14 protein-coding genes are annotated in these 18,769 nt (G+C 73.9%); 7 read left to right on the forward strand and 7 right to left on the reverse strand.

Annotated features, from left to right (window positions below; translation table 11 throughout):
• Positions 1-111: 111 nt before the first annotated feature.
• From H9L09_RS07030 to H9L09_RS07040, 3 genes are all read right to left on the reverse strand, one after another.
• Entirely contained in the window at positions 112-1,050 is a 939-nt protein-coding gene (locus H9L09_RS07030) for an endonuclease domain-containing protein (protein ID WP_187579959.1), read from the reverse strand.
• A gap of 420 nt (positions 1,051-1,470) precedes the next feature.
• Positions 1,471-2,514 carry a hemolysin family protein gene (locus H9L09_RS07035; protein ID WP_187579960.1) on the reverse strand — a complete coding sequence of 348 codons (1,044 nt, stop codon included), beginning with the start codon at positions 2,512-2,514 and terminating at the stop codon, positions 1,471-1,473.
• The gene (locus H9L09_RS07040; protein WP_187579961.1) at positions 2,514-4,067 is read right to left on the reverse strand and encodes a hemolysin family protein; all 1,554 of its coding nucleotides are present in this window, start codon (positions 4,065-4,067) and stop codon (positions 2,514-2,516) included. Before H9L09_RS07040 ends, H9L09_RS07035 begins: the two co-directional genes overlap by 1 nt.
• 301 nt (positions 4,068-4,368) lie before the next feature.
• Here H9L09_RS07040 and H9L09_RS07045 point away from each other — a divergent pair, with 301 nt between their 5' ends.
• Genes H9L09_RS07045 through H9L09_RS07065 form a run of 5 tightly spaced genes read left to right on the forward strand, consistent with a single transcriptional unit; the run spans position 4,369 to position 8,990 of the window.
• Positions 4,369-4,854 (forward strand): DUF2231 domain-containing protein, encoded by a 486-nt coding sequence (locus H9L09_RS07045; RefSeq protein ID WP_187579962.1) that lies wholly within the window; start codon positions 4,369-4,371, stop codon positions 4,852-4,854.
• A gap of 5 nt (positions 4,855-4,859) precedes the next feature.
• The gene (locus H9L09_RS07050; protein ID WP_246456330.1) at positions 4,860-5,537 is read left to right on the forward strand and encodes a response regulator transcription factor; all 678 of its coding nucleotides are present in this window, start codon (positions 4,860-4,862) and stop codon (positions 5,535-5,537) included.
• Positions 5,534-6,922, forward strand: a complete 1,389-nt coding sequence (locus H9L09_RS07055; RefSeq protein WP_187579963.1) for a sensor histidine kinase — start codon at positions 5,534-5,536, stop codon at positions 6,920-6,922. Before H9L09_RS07050 ends, H9L09_RS07055 begins: the two co-directional genes overlap by 4 nt.
• 53 nt (positions 6,923-6,975) lie before the next feature.
• Positions 6,976-7,392 carry a YkvA family protein gene (locus H9L09_RS07060; RefSeq protein WP_187579964.1) on the forward strand — a complete coding sequence of 139 codons (417 nt, stop codon included), beginning with the start codon at positions 6,976-6,978 and terminating at the stop codon, positions 7,390-7,392.
• A gap of 32 nt (positions 7,393-7,424) precedes the next feature.
• The gene (locus H9L09_RS07065; RefSeq protein ID WP_187579965.1) at positions 7,425-8,990 is read left to right on the forward strand and encodes a hypothetical protein; all 1,566 of its coding nucleotides are present in this window, start codon (positions 7,425-7,427) and stop codon (positions 8,988-8,990) included.
• Positions 8,991-9,021: 31 nt separating this feature from the next.
• Here the strand turns inward: H9L09_RS07065 and H9L09_RS07070 are convergent, their stop codons facing one another.
• A complete protein-coding gene (locus H9L09_RS07070; protein ID WP_187579966.1) occupies positions 9,022-11,256 on the reverse strand; it encodes a sensor domain-containing diguanylate cyclase in 2,235 nt (744 codons plus the stop codon).
• Between the two features lie 2 nt (positions 11,257-11,258).
• On the reverse strand, positions 11,259-13,301 hold the full coding sequence (locus H9L09_RS07075) for an EAL domain-containing protein (RefSeq protein ID WP_187579967.1): 2,043 nt from the start codon (positions 13,299-13,301) through the stop codon (positions 11,259-11,261).
• Positions 13,302-13,483: 182 nt separating this feature from the next.
• On the opposite strand from H9L09_RS07075, the gene H9L09_RS07080 reads away from it, so the two are divergent.
• Complete coding sequence (locus H9L09_RS07080) at positions 13,484-13,960, forward strand: DUF5709 domain-containing protein (RefSeq protein WP_187579968.1); 477 nt, start codon at positions 13,484-13,486, stop codon at positions 13,958-13,960.
• Between the two features lie 9 nt (positions 13,961-13,969).
• Here H9L09_RS07080 and H9L09_RS07085 read toward each other — a convergent pair whose 3' ends face one another.
• On the reverse strand, positions 13,970-15,451 hold the full coding sequence (locus H9L09_RS07085; RefSeq protein WP_187579969.1) for an NAD(P)/FAD-dependent oxidoreductase: 1,482 nt from the start codon (positions 15,449-15,451) through the stop codon (positions 13,970-13,972).
• A gap of 132 nt (positions 15,452-15,583) precedes the next feature.
• Here H9L09_RS07085 and H9L09_RS07090 point away from each other — a divergent pair, with 132 nt between their 5' ends.
• Positions 15,584-16,966, forward strand: coding sequence for a mycothione reductase (locus H9L09_RS07090; protein WP_246456331.1), 1,383 nt, complete (start codon positions 15,584-15,586; stop codon positions 16,964-16,966).
• Positions 16,967-16,997: 31 nt separating this feature from the next.
• On the opposite strand, the gene H9L09_RS07095 is transcribed toward H9L09_RS07090, so the two are convergent.
• A complete protein-coding gene (locus tag H9L09_RS07095; RefSeq protein ID WP_187579970.1) occupies positions 16,998-18,734 on the reverse strand; it encodes an alkaline phosphatase D family protein in 1,737 nt (578 codons plus the stop codon).
• Positions 18,735-18,769 lie beyond the last annotated feature (35 nt).

The raw sequence follows: 18,769 nt of genomic DNA on the forward strand, positions 1-18,769 counted from the left end.
AGCGGTCACCGTGCGCGCTCGTTGCTGATTCCCCGCCCGAAGACAGCAACCAGCGGTCACCGCGCGCGCTCGTTGCAGACTGCGCTGTCGGGGTGCAGCCCTGGTCGGCGCTCAGTAGATGACGGGGAAATGCGGCCGCCAGGCTTCCGACAGGTCCCCCGGCGCCACGCGGAACCCCCGCTCCCGGAGCGCCTTGACCACCCGCTCGATCGTCACGTCGGGGCGGCGGTAGATGCCGCGGGAGAACACGGGGACGCGGAGCCAGTTCGCATCGTCCATCCACTCGTCGCGCGTGACGTCGTGGTCCCACTGGTCGAGGTCGTCGCGGTGCTGCCGGCCGTCGTACTCGACGGCGATCTTGAGCTCCGGCCAGGCGAGGTCGAAGCGGTACCGCAGCCGACCGTCCTCGAAGAACAGCTTCACGTTGACCTTCGGCTCCGGGAGTCCCGACAGGACCAGCAGCATGCGCAGCCGGGTCTCCATCGGGGAGTCGACCCCGCGACGGACGTAGCCGGCTGCCGTCCGGGCAGCGGCGTCGCCATGAAGGCGGCAGTAGTCCACCAGCTGCTCAGTCGTCAGCAACTTCCTGCGCACCAGGTCGTCACCGACCGCGACGAGGTCGACCAGGGTGAGCAGTCCGGAGAGCTCGACGAAGACCTGCGCCGGAGCCGACACGGGCAGCCCGCGGAAGCGCACCACCGGCGTGCTGGCCGCCACGACGTGGTTGCGGATGTCCTCTCGGCGTCGGCGGTCGGCGGCCCGGCACACGCTCACGTGCTCCTGGGCCAAGCCCGCCGGCAGCGGCACGCCGTACACCCGGGCGGCGCTGGCGTGGCTGGCATAGGCCCGCGGCGGGTGCACCAGCAGCGCGGCGACCACCATGTGCACAGGGTCCGGCGCCACGTCGGCGCGCAGGTAGACCCCGAGCATCAGCCGGCGGAAGCGGCGGCCGCGCAACGTCGAGGGTGGGATACCGGCCCGGACCCCCGCCGCGAAGAGGAACGGGCGACGCTCGTCGAAGGGGTTGGTCCAAGGCGGGTGCGCGCTCATCTCCCCGAGCATGCCGGGGATCGCGATCCGACGTCTGGCGTCATCCACAGGCCTGTTGCGCACGGCGAGCAGCGCGCCGACAGCGGGTTTCAGCCACCAGCGGTCACCGTGAGCGCTCGTTGCGCCCGGCGGCCCTGTAATCAGCATCGAGCGGTCACGGTGCGCCCTCGTTGCGCCCGACGGTACGGAGCACGGGAGCGCGGGCGGGCGCCTTGCGCGCTCGTTGCACGCGGCGGACGGGCCTCAGCAACGAGTAGTCACGGTGCGCGCTCGTTGCACGCGGCGGACGGGCCTCAGCAACGAGCGGTCGCCGTGCGCGCTCGTTGCGCCCGACGGCCCGCAAAACAGCAATCAGCGGTCACGGTGCGCCCCCGGTGCGGGCGGTACGGCGGTGCGCAGAACGCGCAGGGCCGCCGCCGCTCAGGCGCCGGGGTGGGCGGCGTCGCGGATCTCGCCGACCAGCTCCTCCAGGACGTCCTCGAGGGTGACCAGGCCGAGCACGGTGCCGGAGTCGTCGACGACGCGGCCGAGGTGGGCGCCGCGGGAGCGCAGCGTGGTCAGCGCCGCGTGCAGCACGTCCTTGGGGCGCAGCGTGGCGAAGGGCCGCACCCACTTCTCGTCCACCGGCCGCAGGCGCCGCTCGGGATCGATCTCCAGCACGTCCTTCACGTGCAGGTACCCGACTAGCTCGCCGTCCGGCCCGGCGACCGGGAACCGGGAGAACCCGGTCTCGGCGCAGACGCGCTCGACGTCGGCGCCGGTTGCACCGCGCGGCACGCTGACCAGCCGGTCGGCCGGCAGCAGCACGTCGAGCACCGTCCGCTCGGTGAAGCCGAGGGCGCCGGCCAACCGGTCGTACTCGTCCTCCTCGAGCAGCCCCTCGCCCCGCGACTCGTCGACCATCGCGGCGACCTCCTCGCGGGTGAACGTCGAGGAGACCTCCGATCGCGGCTCGACCCGGACCAGCCGGAGCAGCCCGTTGGCGACGGCGTTGAGCAGCACCACCACCGGCTTGAGCACCAGGACGACCAGCATCATCGGCGGCCCGAGCACCAGCGCCGCCCGGTCCGGCCCGGCGAGCGCGATGTTCTTCGGCACCATCTCGCCGAGCACCACGTGCAGGTAGACCACCACGAGCAGGGCGATCACGAAGGCGGCCGGGTGCAGGAACCGCTCGGACACCCCGGCGGCGGCGAACAGCGGCTCCACCAGGTGCGCGACGGCGGGCTCGCCGATGGCGCCGAGCCCGAGCGAGGACATCGTGATCCCGAGCTGGGCGCCGGCCATCACGAGCGAGACGTTCTCCATCGCCCGGATCGTGGTGCGCGCGGCGCGGGAGCCGGCGGCCGCGCGCGGCTCGATCTGGCTGCGCCGGGCCGAGACGAGCGCGAACTCCGCGCCGACGAAGAACGCGTTGGCGGCGAGCAGTGCCACGGCGAGGAGTACGGCGACCAGCGGGCTCATCAGCGGGCCCCCCGGTCCGGGTCGGTGCCGGGCCGATCCGCGGCGGGCGAGTCCGCAGAGGGCGGGGCCGCGGCGGGCTGGTCCTCCGACGCATCGGACGACGGGTCGGCCACAGGCGCAGACGACGAGGCAGACCGGTCCGCCGGGTCGGACGCCGGTGCAGACCGGTCCGACGGGCCTGACCGACCCGACGGGTCGGACGACGGGTCGGCCACGGGCCGGGTGCGTACGTCGACCCGGTCGATGCGCAGCCCGTCGAGCCGCTCGACGCTCAGCACCGCCTCGCGCGCCGGCTGCGGGTCGCCGGCCTCGTCGGTGGCGACCGGCAGCGGCACCACCACGGTGTCGCCGACCGCCGGCATCCGACCGAGGTGCTGCATGACCAGGCCCGCCACGGTGTCGTAGTCCTCGTGCTCGGGCAGCCGCACCCCGGTGGCGGAGGCCACCTCGTCCGGCCGGAGCAGCCCGGAGACCGAGCTGGAGCCGTCACGCCGCGGGCGGGTCCGGGCGCCGGGCCGGTCGTGCTCGTCGGCGATGTCGCCGACGATCTCCTCGACCACGTCCTCGAGGGTGACCACACCGGCCGTGCCGCCGTACTCGTCGACGACCAGCGCCATCTGGAAGCCCTCCTCGCGCAGCAGCTCCAGCAGCGGGTCGAGGCGGAGGCTCTCCGGGACGACGGTGGCCTCCACCATCACCTCCCGGACCCGGGTGGCGTGCCGGCGCTCGGGCGGCACCGCGACGGCGTTCTTCACGTGCACCGCGCCGACCACGTCGTCGTCGGTGCCGTGCACGACCGGGAACCGTGAGTGGCCGGTACGGCGGGCGGCCTCGATGACCGCGGCGACCGGGTCGGAGACGTCGACGCGGTGCATGCGCACCCGCGGGGTCATGATCTCGCCGGCCATCCGGTCGCCGAAGGAGACCGACCGCTCCATCAGCTCGGCGGTGCTCCGGTCGAGGGTGCCCTGCGAGGCGGAGCGACGGATCAGGGAGGCGAGCTCGTCGCTGGTCCGGGCCGAGCGGAGCTCCTCCTGCGGCTCGATCCCGAGCCGGCGTACGAGCAGGTTGGCGGAGCCGTTCAGCACCCGGATCGGCCACCGCATCGCCGCGGTGAAGGCCCGCATCACCACCTGGGTGGCCCGGGCGGTGCCGAGCGGCCGGGAGATCGCGATGTTCTTCGGCACCAGCTCGCCGAGGAGCATCGTGACGACGGTGGCCACCGCCAGCCCGATGCCGACCGAGACCGGGCGGATGCTCGAGGCGGGCAGCCCGACCGCCTGCAGCGGCTGCCGGAGCAGGCCGGCGACCGCCGGCTCGGCGAGGAACCCGATCGCCAGGTTGGTCACGGTGATCCCGACCTGCGCACCGGAGAGCTGGGTGGACAGCGAGCGCAGCGCGGCCTGGAGCCCGGCAGCACCCCGCTCGCCGGCCTCGGCGGCCCGGTCGACCGCGGCGCGGTCGACGGTGACGAACGCGAACTCGGCGGCGACGAAGACGCCGCAGGCGACGACCAGCGCCAGCGAGACCAGCAGGTACACGACCTCGGTCATCTCTCAGCGCTCCGGCATTGCGAGTCCAGCAAGAGAGGCGAGCGCTGCAAGCCCGAAGAGCCCGGCGGGCGCTGACGGCGGCGGCGGAGCGGCCGGCCCGGCCCGGTCCGACGTGCAGAGGGGAAGCAGGGTCTGTGGCAGTCCATGAAGGACGGGAGTTCCTCGCGCTGGGGTCCGGGGCGGTCGTTCTGCCTCGACGATACCGGGCAACCCGGCGTGTTCAGGTTGTCCCCAGGTTGCGCCGGGGAGACTCTGGACGTTCGGCTGCGAGGCCGGACGCCCCGAACCGAGGAGAACCCTGATGTTCGACCTGATCAACGGTCTGCCGGTCCACACCCTGGTGGTGCACGCGGTCGTCGTGCTGCTGCCGCTCGGCGCGCTCGGGGCGATCGCGCTCGCGGTGCGGCCGCGCTGGCGGCACACCTACGGTCCGCTGGTGCTCGCGGCGCTGGCGCTGGCGACCGTGCTGCTGCCGGTCGCCACCAGCAGCGGCGAGGCGCTGGAGGAGCGGGTCGGTTCGCCCGGCGAGCACGCGGAGCTCGGCGACTCCCTGATCTGGTTCACGATCCCGGTGCTGCTGCTCGTGGCCGCGATGGTCTGGTTCGACCGCCGGCCGGACAAGCGGCCCAGCCTCAACGTGCTGCGCGGCGTCGGGGTGGTCGCGGTGATCGCGGCGCTGGCGATGACCGTGCAGGTGGTCCGGGTCGGCGACTCGGGTGCCCGCGCCGCCTGGTCGAGCCGGGTGGGCAGCTCCTCGGCGTCCACCGGTGACGGCGACGGCGACTGAGCCGGGTGAACGAGAGCCGTTCGCTGCGGATCGGCGTCTGCGAGGACGACGCGTCGATCCGTCGGGTCCTCACCGAGGGCCTGCGCTACGCCGGGCACGACGTGGTCGCCGCCCATGACGGCGCCGAGGCGATGCGGCTCTTCACCGACGATCCCGGGCTCGAGGTGATCGTCCTCGACATCGGCCTCCCGGACGCGGACGGACGCGACGTCTGCGCGGCGCTGCGGGCGGCCGGGCAGCGGGCGCCGGTGCTGTTCCTGACCGCCTACGACGCGATGCACGACCGGCTCTCGGGCTTCCACGCCGGCGGCGACGACTACGTCACGAAGCCGTTCGACATCCGCGAGGTGCTGGTCCGGCTCGCCGCTCTGGCGCGCCGGTCCGCCGCCGTGGAGCCGCCGGCGCAGGGCCTGCGGCTCGACCCGGACCGGCACGCCCTCCGGATGCCGGACGCCGAGGTGCTGCTCACCCCGACGGAGTACCGCATCCTGGCCGCGATCGCGGCCCGCCCCGGTGAGGTCGTACGGCGCCGCGCCGTCGTCGCCGCGGCCTGGCCCGACGGCGCCATGGTCAGCGAGAACACCGTGGACACCTATCTCAGCCGGGTCCGCCGCAAGCTCGAGGAGGTCGGCTCCCCGGTCACCGTGCACACCGTCCGCGGCGTCGGCTTCGTGCTGCGATGAGCGCGGACGACGCCCCGCCGTCAGCCGTCGCGTCGACCGAACCGGCCACCCCGCGCGCACCGCAGGAGCCGGAGGGAACGGCCTCCCCCACCGGGGCGTGGCGTGGGCGGACCAGCCTGCGGCGGCAGGTGGTGCTGGCCTCCGGGGCGGTGACCGCGGCCGCGATGCTGCTGCTGCTCACCGCGGTGCAGCTCGTGATCGGCCGGGTCATCGACGACAACATCGACCAGGTGCTCCAGAACCGGGTGACCTCGACCCGCACCCTGGTGCTCTCCTCCGCGCAGCGGCCGGGTGCGCTGCGCCGCCTCGGCGGCGACGTCGCGGTCTTCGACGAGCGCGGCACCCTGGTCGGCGGGGCCCTGCCGACCGGGGTGGCCGCGGCCGTCGAGGGCCTGGCGACCACGCGCGTGCCGCGGACCACGGAGGTGGAGGAGACCACCCGGCTGCTGGCCGTGCCGATCGAGGCCGGACGGTTCCACGGGGTCGTGGTCGCGGCCGAGCCGTTGGCGCCCTACGAGCGCGGCGAGCACTACGCGATCCTCGCCGGCATCGTGCTCGCGGTGATCACGACGGCCGGGGTCGCGGCGCTGACCGCGTGGACGGTACGGCGGACGCTGGCACCGGTCGCGACGATGGCGGCCACCGCGGACGACTGGAGCGCGCACGACCTCGGCCGCCGGTTCGACCTCGGGCCGCCGGCCAACGAGATCTCCGCCCTCGGCGCCACCCTGGACCACCTGCTGGACCGGGTCGCCGGCGCGCTGCGCGCCGAGCAGCGGCTCACCGCCGAGGTCGCCCACGAGCTGCGCACGCCGCTGACGTCGATCATCGGCTCCGCGGACGTGGCGCTGCTGCACCCGGGCCTCGACCCGGTCAGCCGGGAGGCGCTCGCGGAGATCGGCGCCTCCGCGCGACGGATGTCGGCCACCGTGACCACGCTGGTCGACCTGGCCCGCTCCGGCGCGGACGGCTTCGCGGAGAGCTGCTCGGTCGGGCTGCTGCTCGGCTCCTTCGACGCGGAGGACCTCGAGACCGTCACCACCCCGGCCGACCTCCGGGCCGAGGTGGCGCTCCCCTGCGCGCTGGCCGTCCGGGCGCTGGCCCCCGTGCTGGACAACGCCCGCCGGCACCGACGTACCACCATCCGGGTCACCGCCGAGGTCACCGCCGCGCACGTCGACCTGGTCGTGGACGACGACGGCGCCGGGCTGGACGGTCAGGACCCCGAGCAGGTCTTCGACCCCGGGGTCCGCAGCACGGCCAGCGCCGGCGCCGGGCTCGGGCTCCCGCTGGCGCGGCGGATCGCCCGCGCCGCCGGCGGCGACGTCTTCGCCCGGCCCCGGGAGGGCGGCGGCCGCTTCGTTGTCCGGTTGCCGCGACGCTGACCCGTTCAGGTTGCGATCATGTGTCCCAGGGATGATGGGCGCAGGAGGTGGCCGTGGAGGGCTGGTGGAGGGCGATCGCGGTCGCTGCGCTGGTGACCTGCGCGTTCTACCTGACGCTGATCGTGCTCGCCCGGCGGCTGCCGCCGGGTCCGCTGCGGGACCTGCTGCGCGTGCTGCCCGACTGCGTGGTGGCGCTGCGGGCGCTGCACCGCGACCCGCGGGTGCCGCGCAGCGCCAAGGCCGGCCTGTGGATCGCGCTGATCTGGGTGCTCTCCCCGATCGACCTGATCCCGGAGTTCCTGCCGGTGATCGGCCCGCTCGACGACATCGTGGTCGTGGCGCTGGCGCTGCGGCACGCGGTGAAGGTCAGCCCTCGCGAGGCCATCGAGGACGCCTGGCCGGGTGACCCGGCGATGCTCGAGCGGCTGCTGCCGGTCGGCGGCGGCTCCCTGTTCCGGAGGGGCTCGTGAGCTCCCTCCCCGGACCGGTCTGAGCGCGGACCGTGACCCGGGCGTCCGAGGCTCCGGCACCGGGGTCGACGCCCGCCGGGGACACCCGGTTCGTCGGTTCCGCCGGTTCCCTCTGGACGTACCCGCCGGTGCTGCTGGCCGGCGCGCTCGTCCTGCTGCTGCGGCTGCCGTTCCTGACCTGGCCGCCGGCGCCTGACGAGGCCGGCTACCTGCTGGTCGGTCGGTCCTGGCCGCTGCTGGACCAGCTCGAGGGATCGAGGTCGGCGCTCTACGGTCCGTTCTGGGTGGACCGGCCGCCGCTGCTGCTGCTGCTCTTCAAGCTCGTCGACCTGCTGCCGGGGGCTCCGATGCCGGCGCTGCGGCTCCTGGGCGCGCTGGCCTGCCTGGTCGGGGTGGCCGCGGCCGCGGTGATCGGCGACCGGCTCGACGGCCGCCGGGCGGCCGGGCTGTGCGCGCTGGCCGCCGCGGCTCTGACGTCGAGCTCGGCGCTGGGCGCGCTGGAGATCGACGGCGAGCTGCTCGCGGTGCCGCTCGCGATGGCCTCGATGGCGCTGCTGCTGGTGGCCCTGGACCGCGGCAGGTCCCGGCGGCTGCTCCTCGGCATGGCGGCGGGAGCGACGGGGACCGCGGCGCTGACGGTGAAGCAGAACGTCGCCGACGCCTGGGTGTTCGCCGGCGTGCTGGTGCTGGCGGCGCTGGTGTGGCGCCGGCTGGACCGCGCCGGCGCCCGGGTGGCCGGTGGGTTCGCGGCCGGCGCCGCCGCGGTGCTCGTGGTCGTCGGGGCCTGGGCGGTGCGGGGGCCCGGGCCGGGGCGGCTGCTCGAGGCCACCTACGGCTTCCGGGTGGCGGCCGCGCGGACGATCAGCCAGCAGGACCACAGCCGTCCCGAGCAGCGGCTGTGGGTGCTGCTGCTGATGCTGGTGCTCAGCGGGCTGGCCGCGCTGCTGGCCGGCGGCGGGGTCGCGGCGATGCAGCGGATCCGCCGCCGCGAGGCCGTCGGCCTGGCCGCGCCGGCAGTGGTGGCCGTCGAGCTGGCCGGGGTCGTCGGCGGCGGCAGCTACTGGCTGCACTACCTGCTGCTGCTGGTCCCCGGGGCGGTGCTGCTCACCGCGCTGCTGGCCGAGTACCGGCGTACCGCCGGCGTGCTCGTGGCCCTGGTCGTCGCCTCGGCACTCGTCTTCGGCGCGATCAACGGTGCCCGACACCTGGGCCGCCGGCCGCCCGACACCGCGGAGCAGGCCATCGGGGAGTGGATCGGCTCCGCGGCGAGTCCGGGCGACTCGGTGGTGGTCAGCTACGGCGCCGCCAACATCGTGCTCGCCTCGGGCCTGCCCGACCCCTACCCGCTGCTGTGGAGCCTGCCGGTGCGGGTGCGGGACCCCCAGCTCGAGCAGCTCGCCGCGCTGGTCCGCTCCGAGCGCCGGCCCACCTGGTGGGTGGTCTGGGAGAACCTGGACACGTGGGGCCTGGACGCGAACGGCAAGATGCAGGCGGCGCTGACGAAGCGCTATCGGCGCGTCGCCGAGGTCTGCGGCCACGAGGTGCTGCTCGCCCGCGACGCCGGCCCCCGGCAGCTGCCGCCTCGGCCGTCGTGCTGAGCGGGCCGCCCGGCCGCGAGGCTCGACGCCGTCACCGGCCGGTGATGACGGTCCCCGCGCCGTCGGTCGGAGGCAGGAAGCAGTAGCGGTTCCGGCCGGACTCCTTGGCGACGTACATCGCGCTGTCGGCCGCGGAGAGCAGGTCGCTGGCGTTCTGGTGCGCCGCCTCGACGACCACGCCGCCGATGCTGACGGTGACCCCGGAGCGGGCGTCGCCGTGCCGGCGGACCAGCGCGAAGACCCGCTCGACCACACTCGCGGCCACCAGCTCGGCCGCCTTCTGGTCGGAGTGCGGCAGCAGGATCGCGAACTCGTCACCGCCGAGCCGGGCGACCACGTCCGTCGAGCGCATCCGCTGGTCGAGGACCCGGGCCACGTCCACGATCAGCTCGTCGCCGGTAGCGTGACCGAGGGTGTCGTTGACGGCCTTGAAGTGGTCGAGGTCCAGCATCAGCACCGCGCCGCGGGGGCCGTAGCGCAGGCACTCCTCCACGTGCCGGCGCAGCTCCTGGTCGAAGCGCCGCCGGTTGGCCAGCCCGGTCAGCGGGTCGTGCTCGGCGAGGAACGCGAGCTGGCGCTCGTAGCGGTAGCGCTCGGAGACGTCGACGACGTTGGTGAGGATCCGGTCGGCGCCGTCGCCCTCACCGGCGAGCATGGTGCTGATCAGCACGACGTGCAGCTCCTCGCCCTCCGGTCCGCGCAGCGTCCACTGGGTCTCCGAACGGTGCCCGTCCACGTCCTGGACCCGCCGCAGGTGCCGGTCGACGGAGTCGTCGTCGGGACGCAGCGAGTACGACGACAGCGCCCTGCCGGCGACGACCTCATCGCCGAGGAGCGCGCGCAGCGCCGGGTTCGCCTGGACGACCACCCCGTGCCGGTCCAGCAGCGCGATGCCCTGCGGGGCGTCGTCGAAGAGCCGCTCGGCGCGCTTCTTGGCCGCCAGCAGCGTGCGCTCCCGGTCCCGCTCGCGCGAGACGTCCCGGGCCATCAGCAGGGCCTGCCGGCGGGCGCCGGTGGACGGCAGCGGACTGGCGGTGAACTCGTGCTCGGCGCCGTCGACGTCGGCGTGCACCGCCGCCGGCTCGTCGCCGTCGAAGGCGTGGGCCAGGATCCGGGCCAGCGTGCCGGGCGTCTCCCGGTCCACGATCTCGGCCAGGCGGCGCCCCGCCCCGTCGCGCAGCCGGCGGACCAGCACGCCGGCACCGGTGACGACGGTGATGCCGGTGCGCTCCTCCACCATGATCACCGTGGTGTCGGGCAGGTGGTCCATCAGCACCCGCCACCGCTCCTCGGCCTGGGTGAGCTCGCGCTGGGACCGGATCGAGTCGGTGGAGTCGATCGAGACGCACAGGTAGCCGCTCACCTGGTCGCGGTCGTCGCGCAGCTCGGTGACCGCCATCCGCACGAACACCGGCTCGCCGTCGGCCCGGACCAGCGTCCACTCCCGGCTCGGGGCGCGCTGGTGGGCGAGCCGGGTGAGCACCGCGAAGCCCGGTTCGACCCCCAGCTCGCGGGCTGCGGCGACCAGCTCGCCGCGCTCCAGGCAGACGTCGGTCAGCTCGCGGCCCACCACCTGGGCGGCGGAGAAGCCCAGCTGCGCCTCGGCGCCCACCCCGAACGAGGTGATCCGGCCGTCCACGTCGGTGGTCACCAGCGCGCTCAGCGTGGCCCCGCGGAAGATCCCCTCGAGCCGGGCCGCGATGGCGCGGCTGCGTGCGGTCTCCACCTCGAGCCGGTGCACGACCCGTTGCAGGAGCGGCGCGATCACGACGCTCAGCCCGGTCCACAGCAGCGCGCGCCGCCACTCACCGACGGGGTACCGGTCGCCGCCGACCAGCAGGATCGGGCTGACGAAGACCAGCGCCACGAACACCGAGGCCGCCCAGAGGTCGCGCCGCCGCCCGAAGACCGCCAGCCAGACCACCGGCACCGCCACCAGCGGCGAGAGCCCGGACTGCGCGGCCCCGGAGGCGTCCCGCAGCAGCGCCTCCAGCGGGAACACCCCGAACGGGGCGACCAGGCCGACCCAGCGCCACTCCACACGCCGGACGGCGACCGCCCGGATGCCCAGCAGCGCCGCGGTGAGCACGGCGGCGGCGACCAGGTGCCAGACCTGCAGCTGGTACGGCGGCAGCGCGAGGCTCAGCAGGCCCATCGTCATCACCACCAGGAACGGCAGCGAGGCCGGCACGTCGGCGCCGGGGCGCATCCACGCCCATCGCCTGACCCGACCGGGACGTTCGGCCGGCCGGGCGGTCGGGCTCACGCTCAGACCTCGTCCAGGGCCACGACCAGACGCTCCCAGGCCACCCGGTGCACGGGCCCGCGGCCGTCGAGGGCGGTCAGGTGCACCTGCTCGTGCAGCGTCTGCAGACCCTGGTCGCCGCCGACCAGGAAGCCCCGCAGCGCGCAGGCGTCGGACGCGACGAGGGCGGCCCGGGCCGAGGAGGACGCGCCCACCGCGGTCACCCGGTGCTCCCAGGCCACGTGGGCGGCGAGCGCGCCGAGCGAGGTGGTGGGCCGCTCCCGGTCGAGCCGGACGGCGTACCTCCGCGCCCACCCGGCCACGTCCGCGCGGCGCATCGGCCGGGCGATCCCGTAACCCTGGCCGGAGTCGACGCCGAGCTGCACGGCGGCCTCGATGAGGCCGGGGGTCTCCAGGCCCTCCAGGGTCACGTGCAGGCCGAGGCTGTGCGCGATGTCGGTGATCGGCTGGACGAACTGGAGCGCCGTCCGCGGCGACGCCGGCGTGCCGCGGATCAGGCTCTGGTCGATCTTGACCACGTCGAAGTCGAAGTGCCGCATCCGCAGCAGCGAGCTGTAGCCGGAGCCGAGATCGTCCTGGGCGAGCCCCACCCCGAGCCGCTTGAAGGCGTCGAGGCCGGCCTTGCGGGCCACCAGCGACCCGAGCATGTGACCGGTCTCGAGCAGCTCCAGCATCAGCCGGGAGGGGTCCACCCGGTGCCGGGCGAGCGCCTCGGCGACGGTGGTGAGGTAGCGCTGGTCGTGCGCGGAGACCACCGGCATGTTCACCGAGACCGACGTCACCAGTCCCTGCCGCTCCCACTCCTCCAGCGCGGTGAGGGAGTCCTCCAGGCCGACCTCGAAGAGCCGGAGCAGCTCGTCGTCACCGAAGGCCGGCAGGAACTCCGCGGGCGGCACCAGCCGGTCGCCGTCGCGCAGCCGGGCCAGCGCCTCGAGCTTGAGCAGCTCGCCCTCCGGGAGCGACACGATCGGCTGGAACACCATCTCGACCTCGCCGGCGGCCAGCCGGGACAGGTGCAGCGCCCGGTCGCCGTACGCCTGCACCCCGGCGGCGAGGTCGGGCCTGCCCTCCAGGTCCGTCAGCGCCCGTTCGACGACGCTCTTGACCTGCTCGAGCATCGCGGCACGGGTCTCGTAGCTGAAGTAGCCCGGCCAGGCGGCGTACAGCGACAGCAGCGCGTGCGGCGTCCCGGCGGCGTCGCACAGCGGTACGGCGGCGCTGGAGCGCCAGCCGAAGCGCTCCGCCCACGCGATCCAGGGGCGGGTGGTCGGATCGGTGAGGTAGGCGTCGGCCACCGCGATCTCGCCGGAGCGCCAGGCCCGCGCGCTCGGCCCCTGGCCCAGCGGGCTGTCCGGGGAGGTGTTCATGACCGGGGTGCCCTCGCGATGGGTCCAGGCGATCAGCTCCTCGACCCCGTCGCCGGCCCCGGCCTCGAACAGGAAGCAGCCGTTGTCGTCGGGACGGCTGATGAACACCGCGACGATGCCCTCCAGGACGCTGATGCCCTCCAGCACCCCGCGCACCAGGTCGGGCAGGGTCCGGGACTGCGTGACGGCGCGTCCGACGCGCACGAGCACCCGGCCCTGGGCGACTTCGACGTCCCGGTAGCCCTGCAGCACCCCCCGCAGGTCGGTCATGAACCGCTCGCTGACCAGGCGGCCCGCCCGGATGGAGTCGAGCACGTCGCCCCGCAGCTCCAGGGTGGTGAAGACCGCGCGCTGGTGCTCCGCGGCGGCCGCGGCGTACCAGTCCATCTCGACGCCCACCATGGCGTGGATCCGGCCGACCTCGCGGCTGCGCGCGGTGAGCTCGAGCAGGTCGGTGGCCGGGTCGAGCAGCAGCTGCAGGTGCTCGGCCTGGGTGCGCTCGAGGTGGTCGAGCTCGGCGGGGGTGAGCCGGTCCCTGACCCGGGCGGCTCCCGAGCCGGCGGGGACGGCGGCGTACGACCGGGCCACGTGGCGGCGCAGGTCGGGCAGCACCAGCTCGTGCACCGCGCCGAGCAGGTCGGCCTCGACGCCGTCGACGGGGGCGGGCAGGACGTGCACGTCAGCCTCCCGGTCGCTCCGGTGGTGGTCTCGTGGGCAGCCCCGAGCCTAGAGGCTGGTTCGTCCGGATGCCTGCGATCCTGCCGGTTCGTCGGCTTTCGTCACATCGGGGGGATCGTTCCGCTGCCGGAGGGGGTCTTTCGACCGGGGTACGGCGGCCGCCGGAGCGCTAGACAGAAGACATGAGCGAGAACATCCCGGAGACCGATCCGGGCCTCACCGATCCCGAGGACCGCGAGAGCTACGGCGAGTTCGAGGTCGACGACGAGAACCAGCTGTCGATGGAGGACACCCTGATCGACCGCGGCCTGGTCGACGCGCTCGACGAGGGGTACTCCCCGCCGGAGCGGTGGTCGCCCGCCGAGGGGTTCGGCAACACCCCGGCCGAGGGGCATCGCGGCGAGTCGCTCGAGCAGCGGATGGCCCAGGAGGAGCCGGAGCCCGATCCCTACGCGCTGGCCGCCGACGAGTACGACGAGCCGGTGCTCGGCGGCGAGGCCGGCGACCGGCGGGCCGGCCGGCTGGTGGCCGAGCACGACCAGGGTCACGACGAGGACTGGCAGCAGGACCTGCTGGCGCAGGACGTCGGCATCGACGGGGCCGGCGCCGGGGCCGAGGAGGCCGCCGTCCACGTGATCGAGGAGCCGGAGCTCGACTAGCGCCGGACGTCAGCCCGTGGTGGCGTCCTGCTTGACGCCGCGCTGGCCGGTGTCGGTCAGCCGGGCCTCCTCGGCCGCCTTCGCCTCCAGGTCGGCCCGGGTGGCGTTGATCAGGTCCTGCGCGGCGTCGTACACCTCGGGGTGCGCGACCAGGTCCGAGGCGCCGCCCTTGAGCCGGCCGAGCGCCGCCCGGGCGAAGATCTGCTGCTCGGTGGTGGTGCGCTCCGAGCGGCCGCTGCCGACGAAGCTGACCGCCCAGTGCAGCAGCGCGGTGACCTGGCTCTTGAAGCCGGTGATGTAGACGAGGTGCAGACCGAGCCACATCAGCCAGGCGATGAAGCCGGTGAACCGGAGCTTGCCGATCAGCGCGACCGCGCTGAACCGCGAGATCGTCGCCATGCTGCCCTTGTCGAAGTACTTGAACGGCGGCTGCGGCGGACGACCCTCGACGCGGCCGCGGATCTCCTTGGCGGCGTACTTCGCGCCCTGGATCGCGACCTGCGCGACCCCGGGCAGGTTGTTCAGGCTGATCATGTCGCCGACCACGAACACCTCGGGGTGACCGGGCAGCGTGAGGTCGGGGTTGACCCCGATCCGGCCGGCCCGGTCCAGCGGCGCGCCGGTCTGCTCGGCGAGCGTGCGGCCCAGCGGGCTGGCGGCGACGCCGGCGGCCCAGACCTTGGTGACCGCCTCGATCCGGCGCCGGCCGCCGTCCTTGTCCTGCACCTCCAGACCGCGCTCGTCGACGTCGGTCACCATCGCGCCGAGCTGGACCTCCACGCCGAGGCCCTCGAGGTCCTTCTTGGCCCGCTCACCGAGCTTGGCGCCGAACGGCGGCAGCACCTGCGGCGCCGCGTCGAGCAGGATGATCCGGGCGTGCCGGGTGTTGATCCGGCGGAAGTCCTTCTCCAGGGTGCGGTGCGCGAGCTCGGCGATCTGACCGGCCATCTCCACCCCGGTCGGGCCGGCGCCGACGACCACGAAGGTCAGCAGCCGCTCGATCTCGGCCTCGTCGTCGGAGATCTCGGCGAGCTCGAACGCGCCGAAGATCCGGCCGCGCAGCTCGAGCGCGTCGTCGATGCTCTTCATGCCGGGCGCGAACTCGGAGAACTGGTCGTTGCCGAAGTAGGACTGGCCGGCGCCGGCGGCGACGATCAGCGAGTCGTACGGAGTCACGGTGGTCCGGTTGAGCACGTGGGAGGTGACGGTGCGGTTCTCGAGGTCGATCGAGCGCACCTCGCCGAGGATCACGCGGGCGTTCTCCTGGCTGGAGAGCACCTCACGGGTCGGCGGCGCGATCTCGCCCTCGGACAGGATCCCGGTGGCCACCTGGTAGAGCAGCGGCTGGAAGAGGTGGTGGGTCGTCTTGGCGACCATGGTGATGTCGACGTCGGCCTTGCGGAGCGCCTTGGTCCCGAACAGCCCACCGAAGCCCGAGCCGATCACCACGACCCGGTGGCGGTCGGTCGCAGAAGTCTGCAGATCGGTCATGTCTCACCTTTCGCTGCTGTCGGTGCCATCTTGGTCCCTCTACTGGGTCAACGCATCCTCGTGTCCGGCTGATGGCGGCCCGGGACATGTCCTCGGTCACATGGGTTACCCACCGGCGGGCAGGATGAACGGGTGAGCATCCACGTGGACCTGGCCGTGATCGGCTCCGGCTCGGGCAACAGCATCGCCGACGACTCCTTCGCCGACCGCCAGGTGGCGATCCTGGAGAAGGGCGTCTTCGGCGGCACCTGCCTGAACTACGGGTGCATCCCGACCAAGATGTTCGTCTACCCCGCCGACCTCGCACTCTCCGCGGCGCACGGGCCCGAGCTCGGCGTCGGCACCCGGTTCGAGCAGGCCGACTGGCGCGCGATCCGGGACCGGATCTTCACCCGGATCGACCCGATCTCCGACGGCGGCCGGCACTGGCGCGCCGAGGGTCGGCCCAACGTCCGGCTCTACGAGGGCCAGGCCCGGTTCGTCGGCGAGCGCACGATCGACACCGGGACCGGCGAGGTCCTGACCGCCGACCAGGTCGTGATCGCGGCGGGCTCCCGGCCGGTGCTGCCCGAGATCCCCGGGCTGGACCAGGTGCGCTTTCACACCAGCGACACGGTGATGCGCATCGACGAGCAGCCACGGCGGCTGCTGATCATCGGCGGCGGGTTCGTCTCGGCCGAGTTCGCCCACGTGTTCTCCGCCTTCGGCACCGAGGTCACGGTCGTGAACCGCTCTCCGGTGCTGCTCGGCAAGGAGGACCACGAGGTCGCCGCCCGGTTCACCGAGCTGGCCGCGCAGCGGTGGGACCTCCGGCTCAACCGGACCGTGGCGCGGCTCGAGCCGTGGTCGGACGGCTCCGCCGCGACCGGCGTACGCGCGCACCTCGACGACGGCGGCACCGTCGAGGCGGACGCCCTGCTGGTCGCGACCGGCCGCCGCGCCAACTCCGACACCATGGACCTGCAGAAGGCCGACGTCGCGGTGGACGCGGACGGCCTGGTGGTGGTCGACGAGTTCCAGCGGACCACCGCCCCCGGAGTGTGGGCGCTCGGCGACGTCAGCAACACCTACCAGCTCAAGCACCTCTCCAACCACGAGGCCCGCGTCGTGCAGCACAACCTGCTGCACCCCGACGACCTGGTCGCCGCGTCCCACGACCACGTCCCGAGCGCGGTCTTCAGCCACCCGCAGGTGGCCAGCGTCGGCCTCACCGAACGCGAGGCCGCGGAGTCCGGGCGGCGCTACGTCGTGGCCAAGCAGATGTACGCCGACACCGCGTACGGCTGGGCCATGGAGGACCACACCAGCTTCGTCAAGGTGGTCGCCGACCCGGCGACCGGGCTGCTGCTCGGCGCGCACCTGATCGGCCCGCAGGCCGCCAACCTGATCCAGCCGCTGATCCAGGCGATGTCGCTCGGCCAGACGGCCCGCGAGGTGGCCCGCGGCCAGTTCTGGATCCACCCGGCGCTGATGGAGGTCGTCGAGAACGTCCTGCTCAAGCTGCCGCTGGACTGATCCTCGGCCGGCCGCGCGATGGCGCCGCGGATCAGCGCGAGCGGATCAGCACCTCCTCGACGGTCTCGAGCCGCGGGGCGAACGGGTCGTCGTCGACGACCCCCTTCTCCCAGCGCAGCAGCAGCCCCTCGTCGCTGTCCTCCAGCGTGGCGATCATGTTGTCGAACCACGGGCCCGCGAGCTTGCGCCACGTGAACGGCGCCTTCGGCACCTGCGCGGACCGGGACGCCAGCCGCCCCATCGGCCCGGCGATCGCGTAGGCGAGCAGCGCCGTGAGGTAGCGCATCGCCCGGGGCAGCGGGTTGCGGATCGGCGAGCACACCGCCTGGACGATCCGGGCGCCCTGCCGGCCGCGGATCGTGCGGGCGCCGCGGCGCCGTACCTCCGAGACGTAGGAGTGGTGCACGTCCCCGGACAGGAACGTGACGGTCCGGGGGGCCGGCCCGCGCCGCCCGTCGGCCACCTCGAGCGCCATCTCGCCGACTCGCTGGAAGCTGCGCTGCCACGCGCCCCAGTGCTCGAGGTCGACGGTCTGTCGCATCCACTCGCCGATCCGTTGGAACCGCGGGCCCCAGGCGCCGCCGGCCACCGCCTCGTTCCACGCCTCGAGGTGGTGCAGCCCGGGCGGCAGCAGGTACGGCAGCGACGTGCCGAGCAGCAGGTGCCGGAAGCCGCCGCGCATCTGCTCGTCGAGCCACTGCAGCTCCAGCGGGTCGAGCAGCGCCCGGCGCTCGGGGTCGAGCACCCGCGCGCACCGTGAGTCGATCACGACCAGGCGGACGTCGGCGATGTCGCGCGCGTAGCTCCACCGGTAGCACTCGGGGTCGGTGTCGACGCGGGCCGCGAGCGCGTCGAGCTCGGCGGTGAGGTCGAGCTCGTCGGCGCCCTCGTGGTCGAGGACCTGCCGCCAGATCTCGTCCTTGCCGCGCTCCTCGGGCGAGAGGTTGCCGATGTGCTGGTAGACCCAGTACGACGACAGCCCGGCGACCACCCGCTCGTGCCACCAGCGGGTGGCGTCCATCTTGTGCTTCCAGGCCAGCGACGTGTTCCAGTCGTCGCGCACGTCGTGGTCGTCGAAGATCATCGCGCTCGGCAGCGTGGACAGCAGCCACCGGTTGGCCGGGTCGGTCCAGGCCAGCTCGTAGAGGTGGGCGTACTCCTCGAAGTCCTTGAGCTCCTTGCCGGGCGGCTCCTCGATGTCGCGGCGCGAGGCGATGAAGTCCTGCATCGCCTCGCTGGTCTCGTCGGCGTACACCTGGTCGCCGAGGAACAGCACCAGGTCGGGCCAGCGGACGTCGGGGTCGGTGGCCATCCGCAGCGACAGCGCCCGCAGCGCGTCGACGCCGTGGCTGCGGTTGCCCTTCTCGTCATGGGTGACGCTGGTGCGGCAGGAGCCGTAGGTCAGCCGCAGCGGCTTGCCGGGCCGCAGCGTCGCGATCACGCTCGGCGGCAGCTCCGGGTGGTGGCTGCGGCCGGACCCCTCCGCGGCCTCCTCGCCGTCGGCCCGGTCCGCCTCGTCGGCCTGCGGGGGCCAGACCTGCCGGGAGTTCACCTCCACCGTGTACGGCGTCTTGCTGCCCGGCTCCAGCCCCTGTACCTCGACGAGCGCGAAGTGGTGGCCGTGCACCGAGAAGGTCCGTGCCTCGAAGCTGCGGTCGGCCGCCCGGACGGTGACGGTGGCGGAGTGGCCGGTCTCGACCCAGATCGACGCCGACGTCTCGTCGACGTAGCGCATGAGGGGGCCGAGCACCAGCGATGGGGAGGACATTGGACAGTTGTACCGCGCCCGCGGTTCCGAAACAC

Source organism: Nocardioides mesophilus (assembly GCF_014395785.1).
GTDB classification, from domain to species: Bacteria; Actinomycetota; Actinomycetes; order Propionibacteriales; family Nocardioidaceae; genus Nocardioides_B; species Nocardioides_B mesophilus.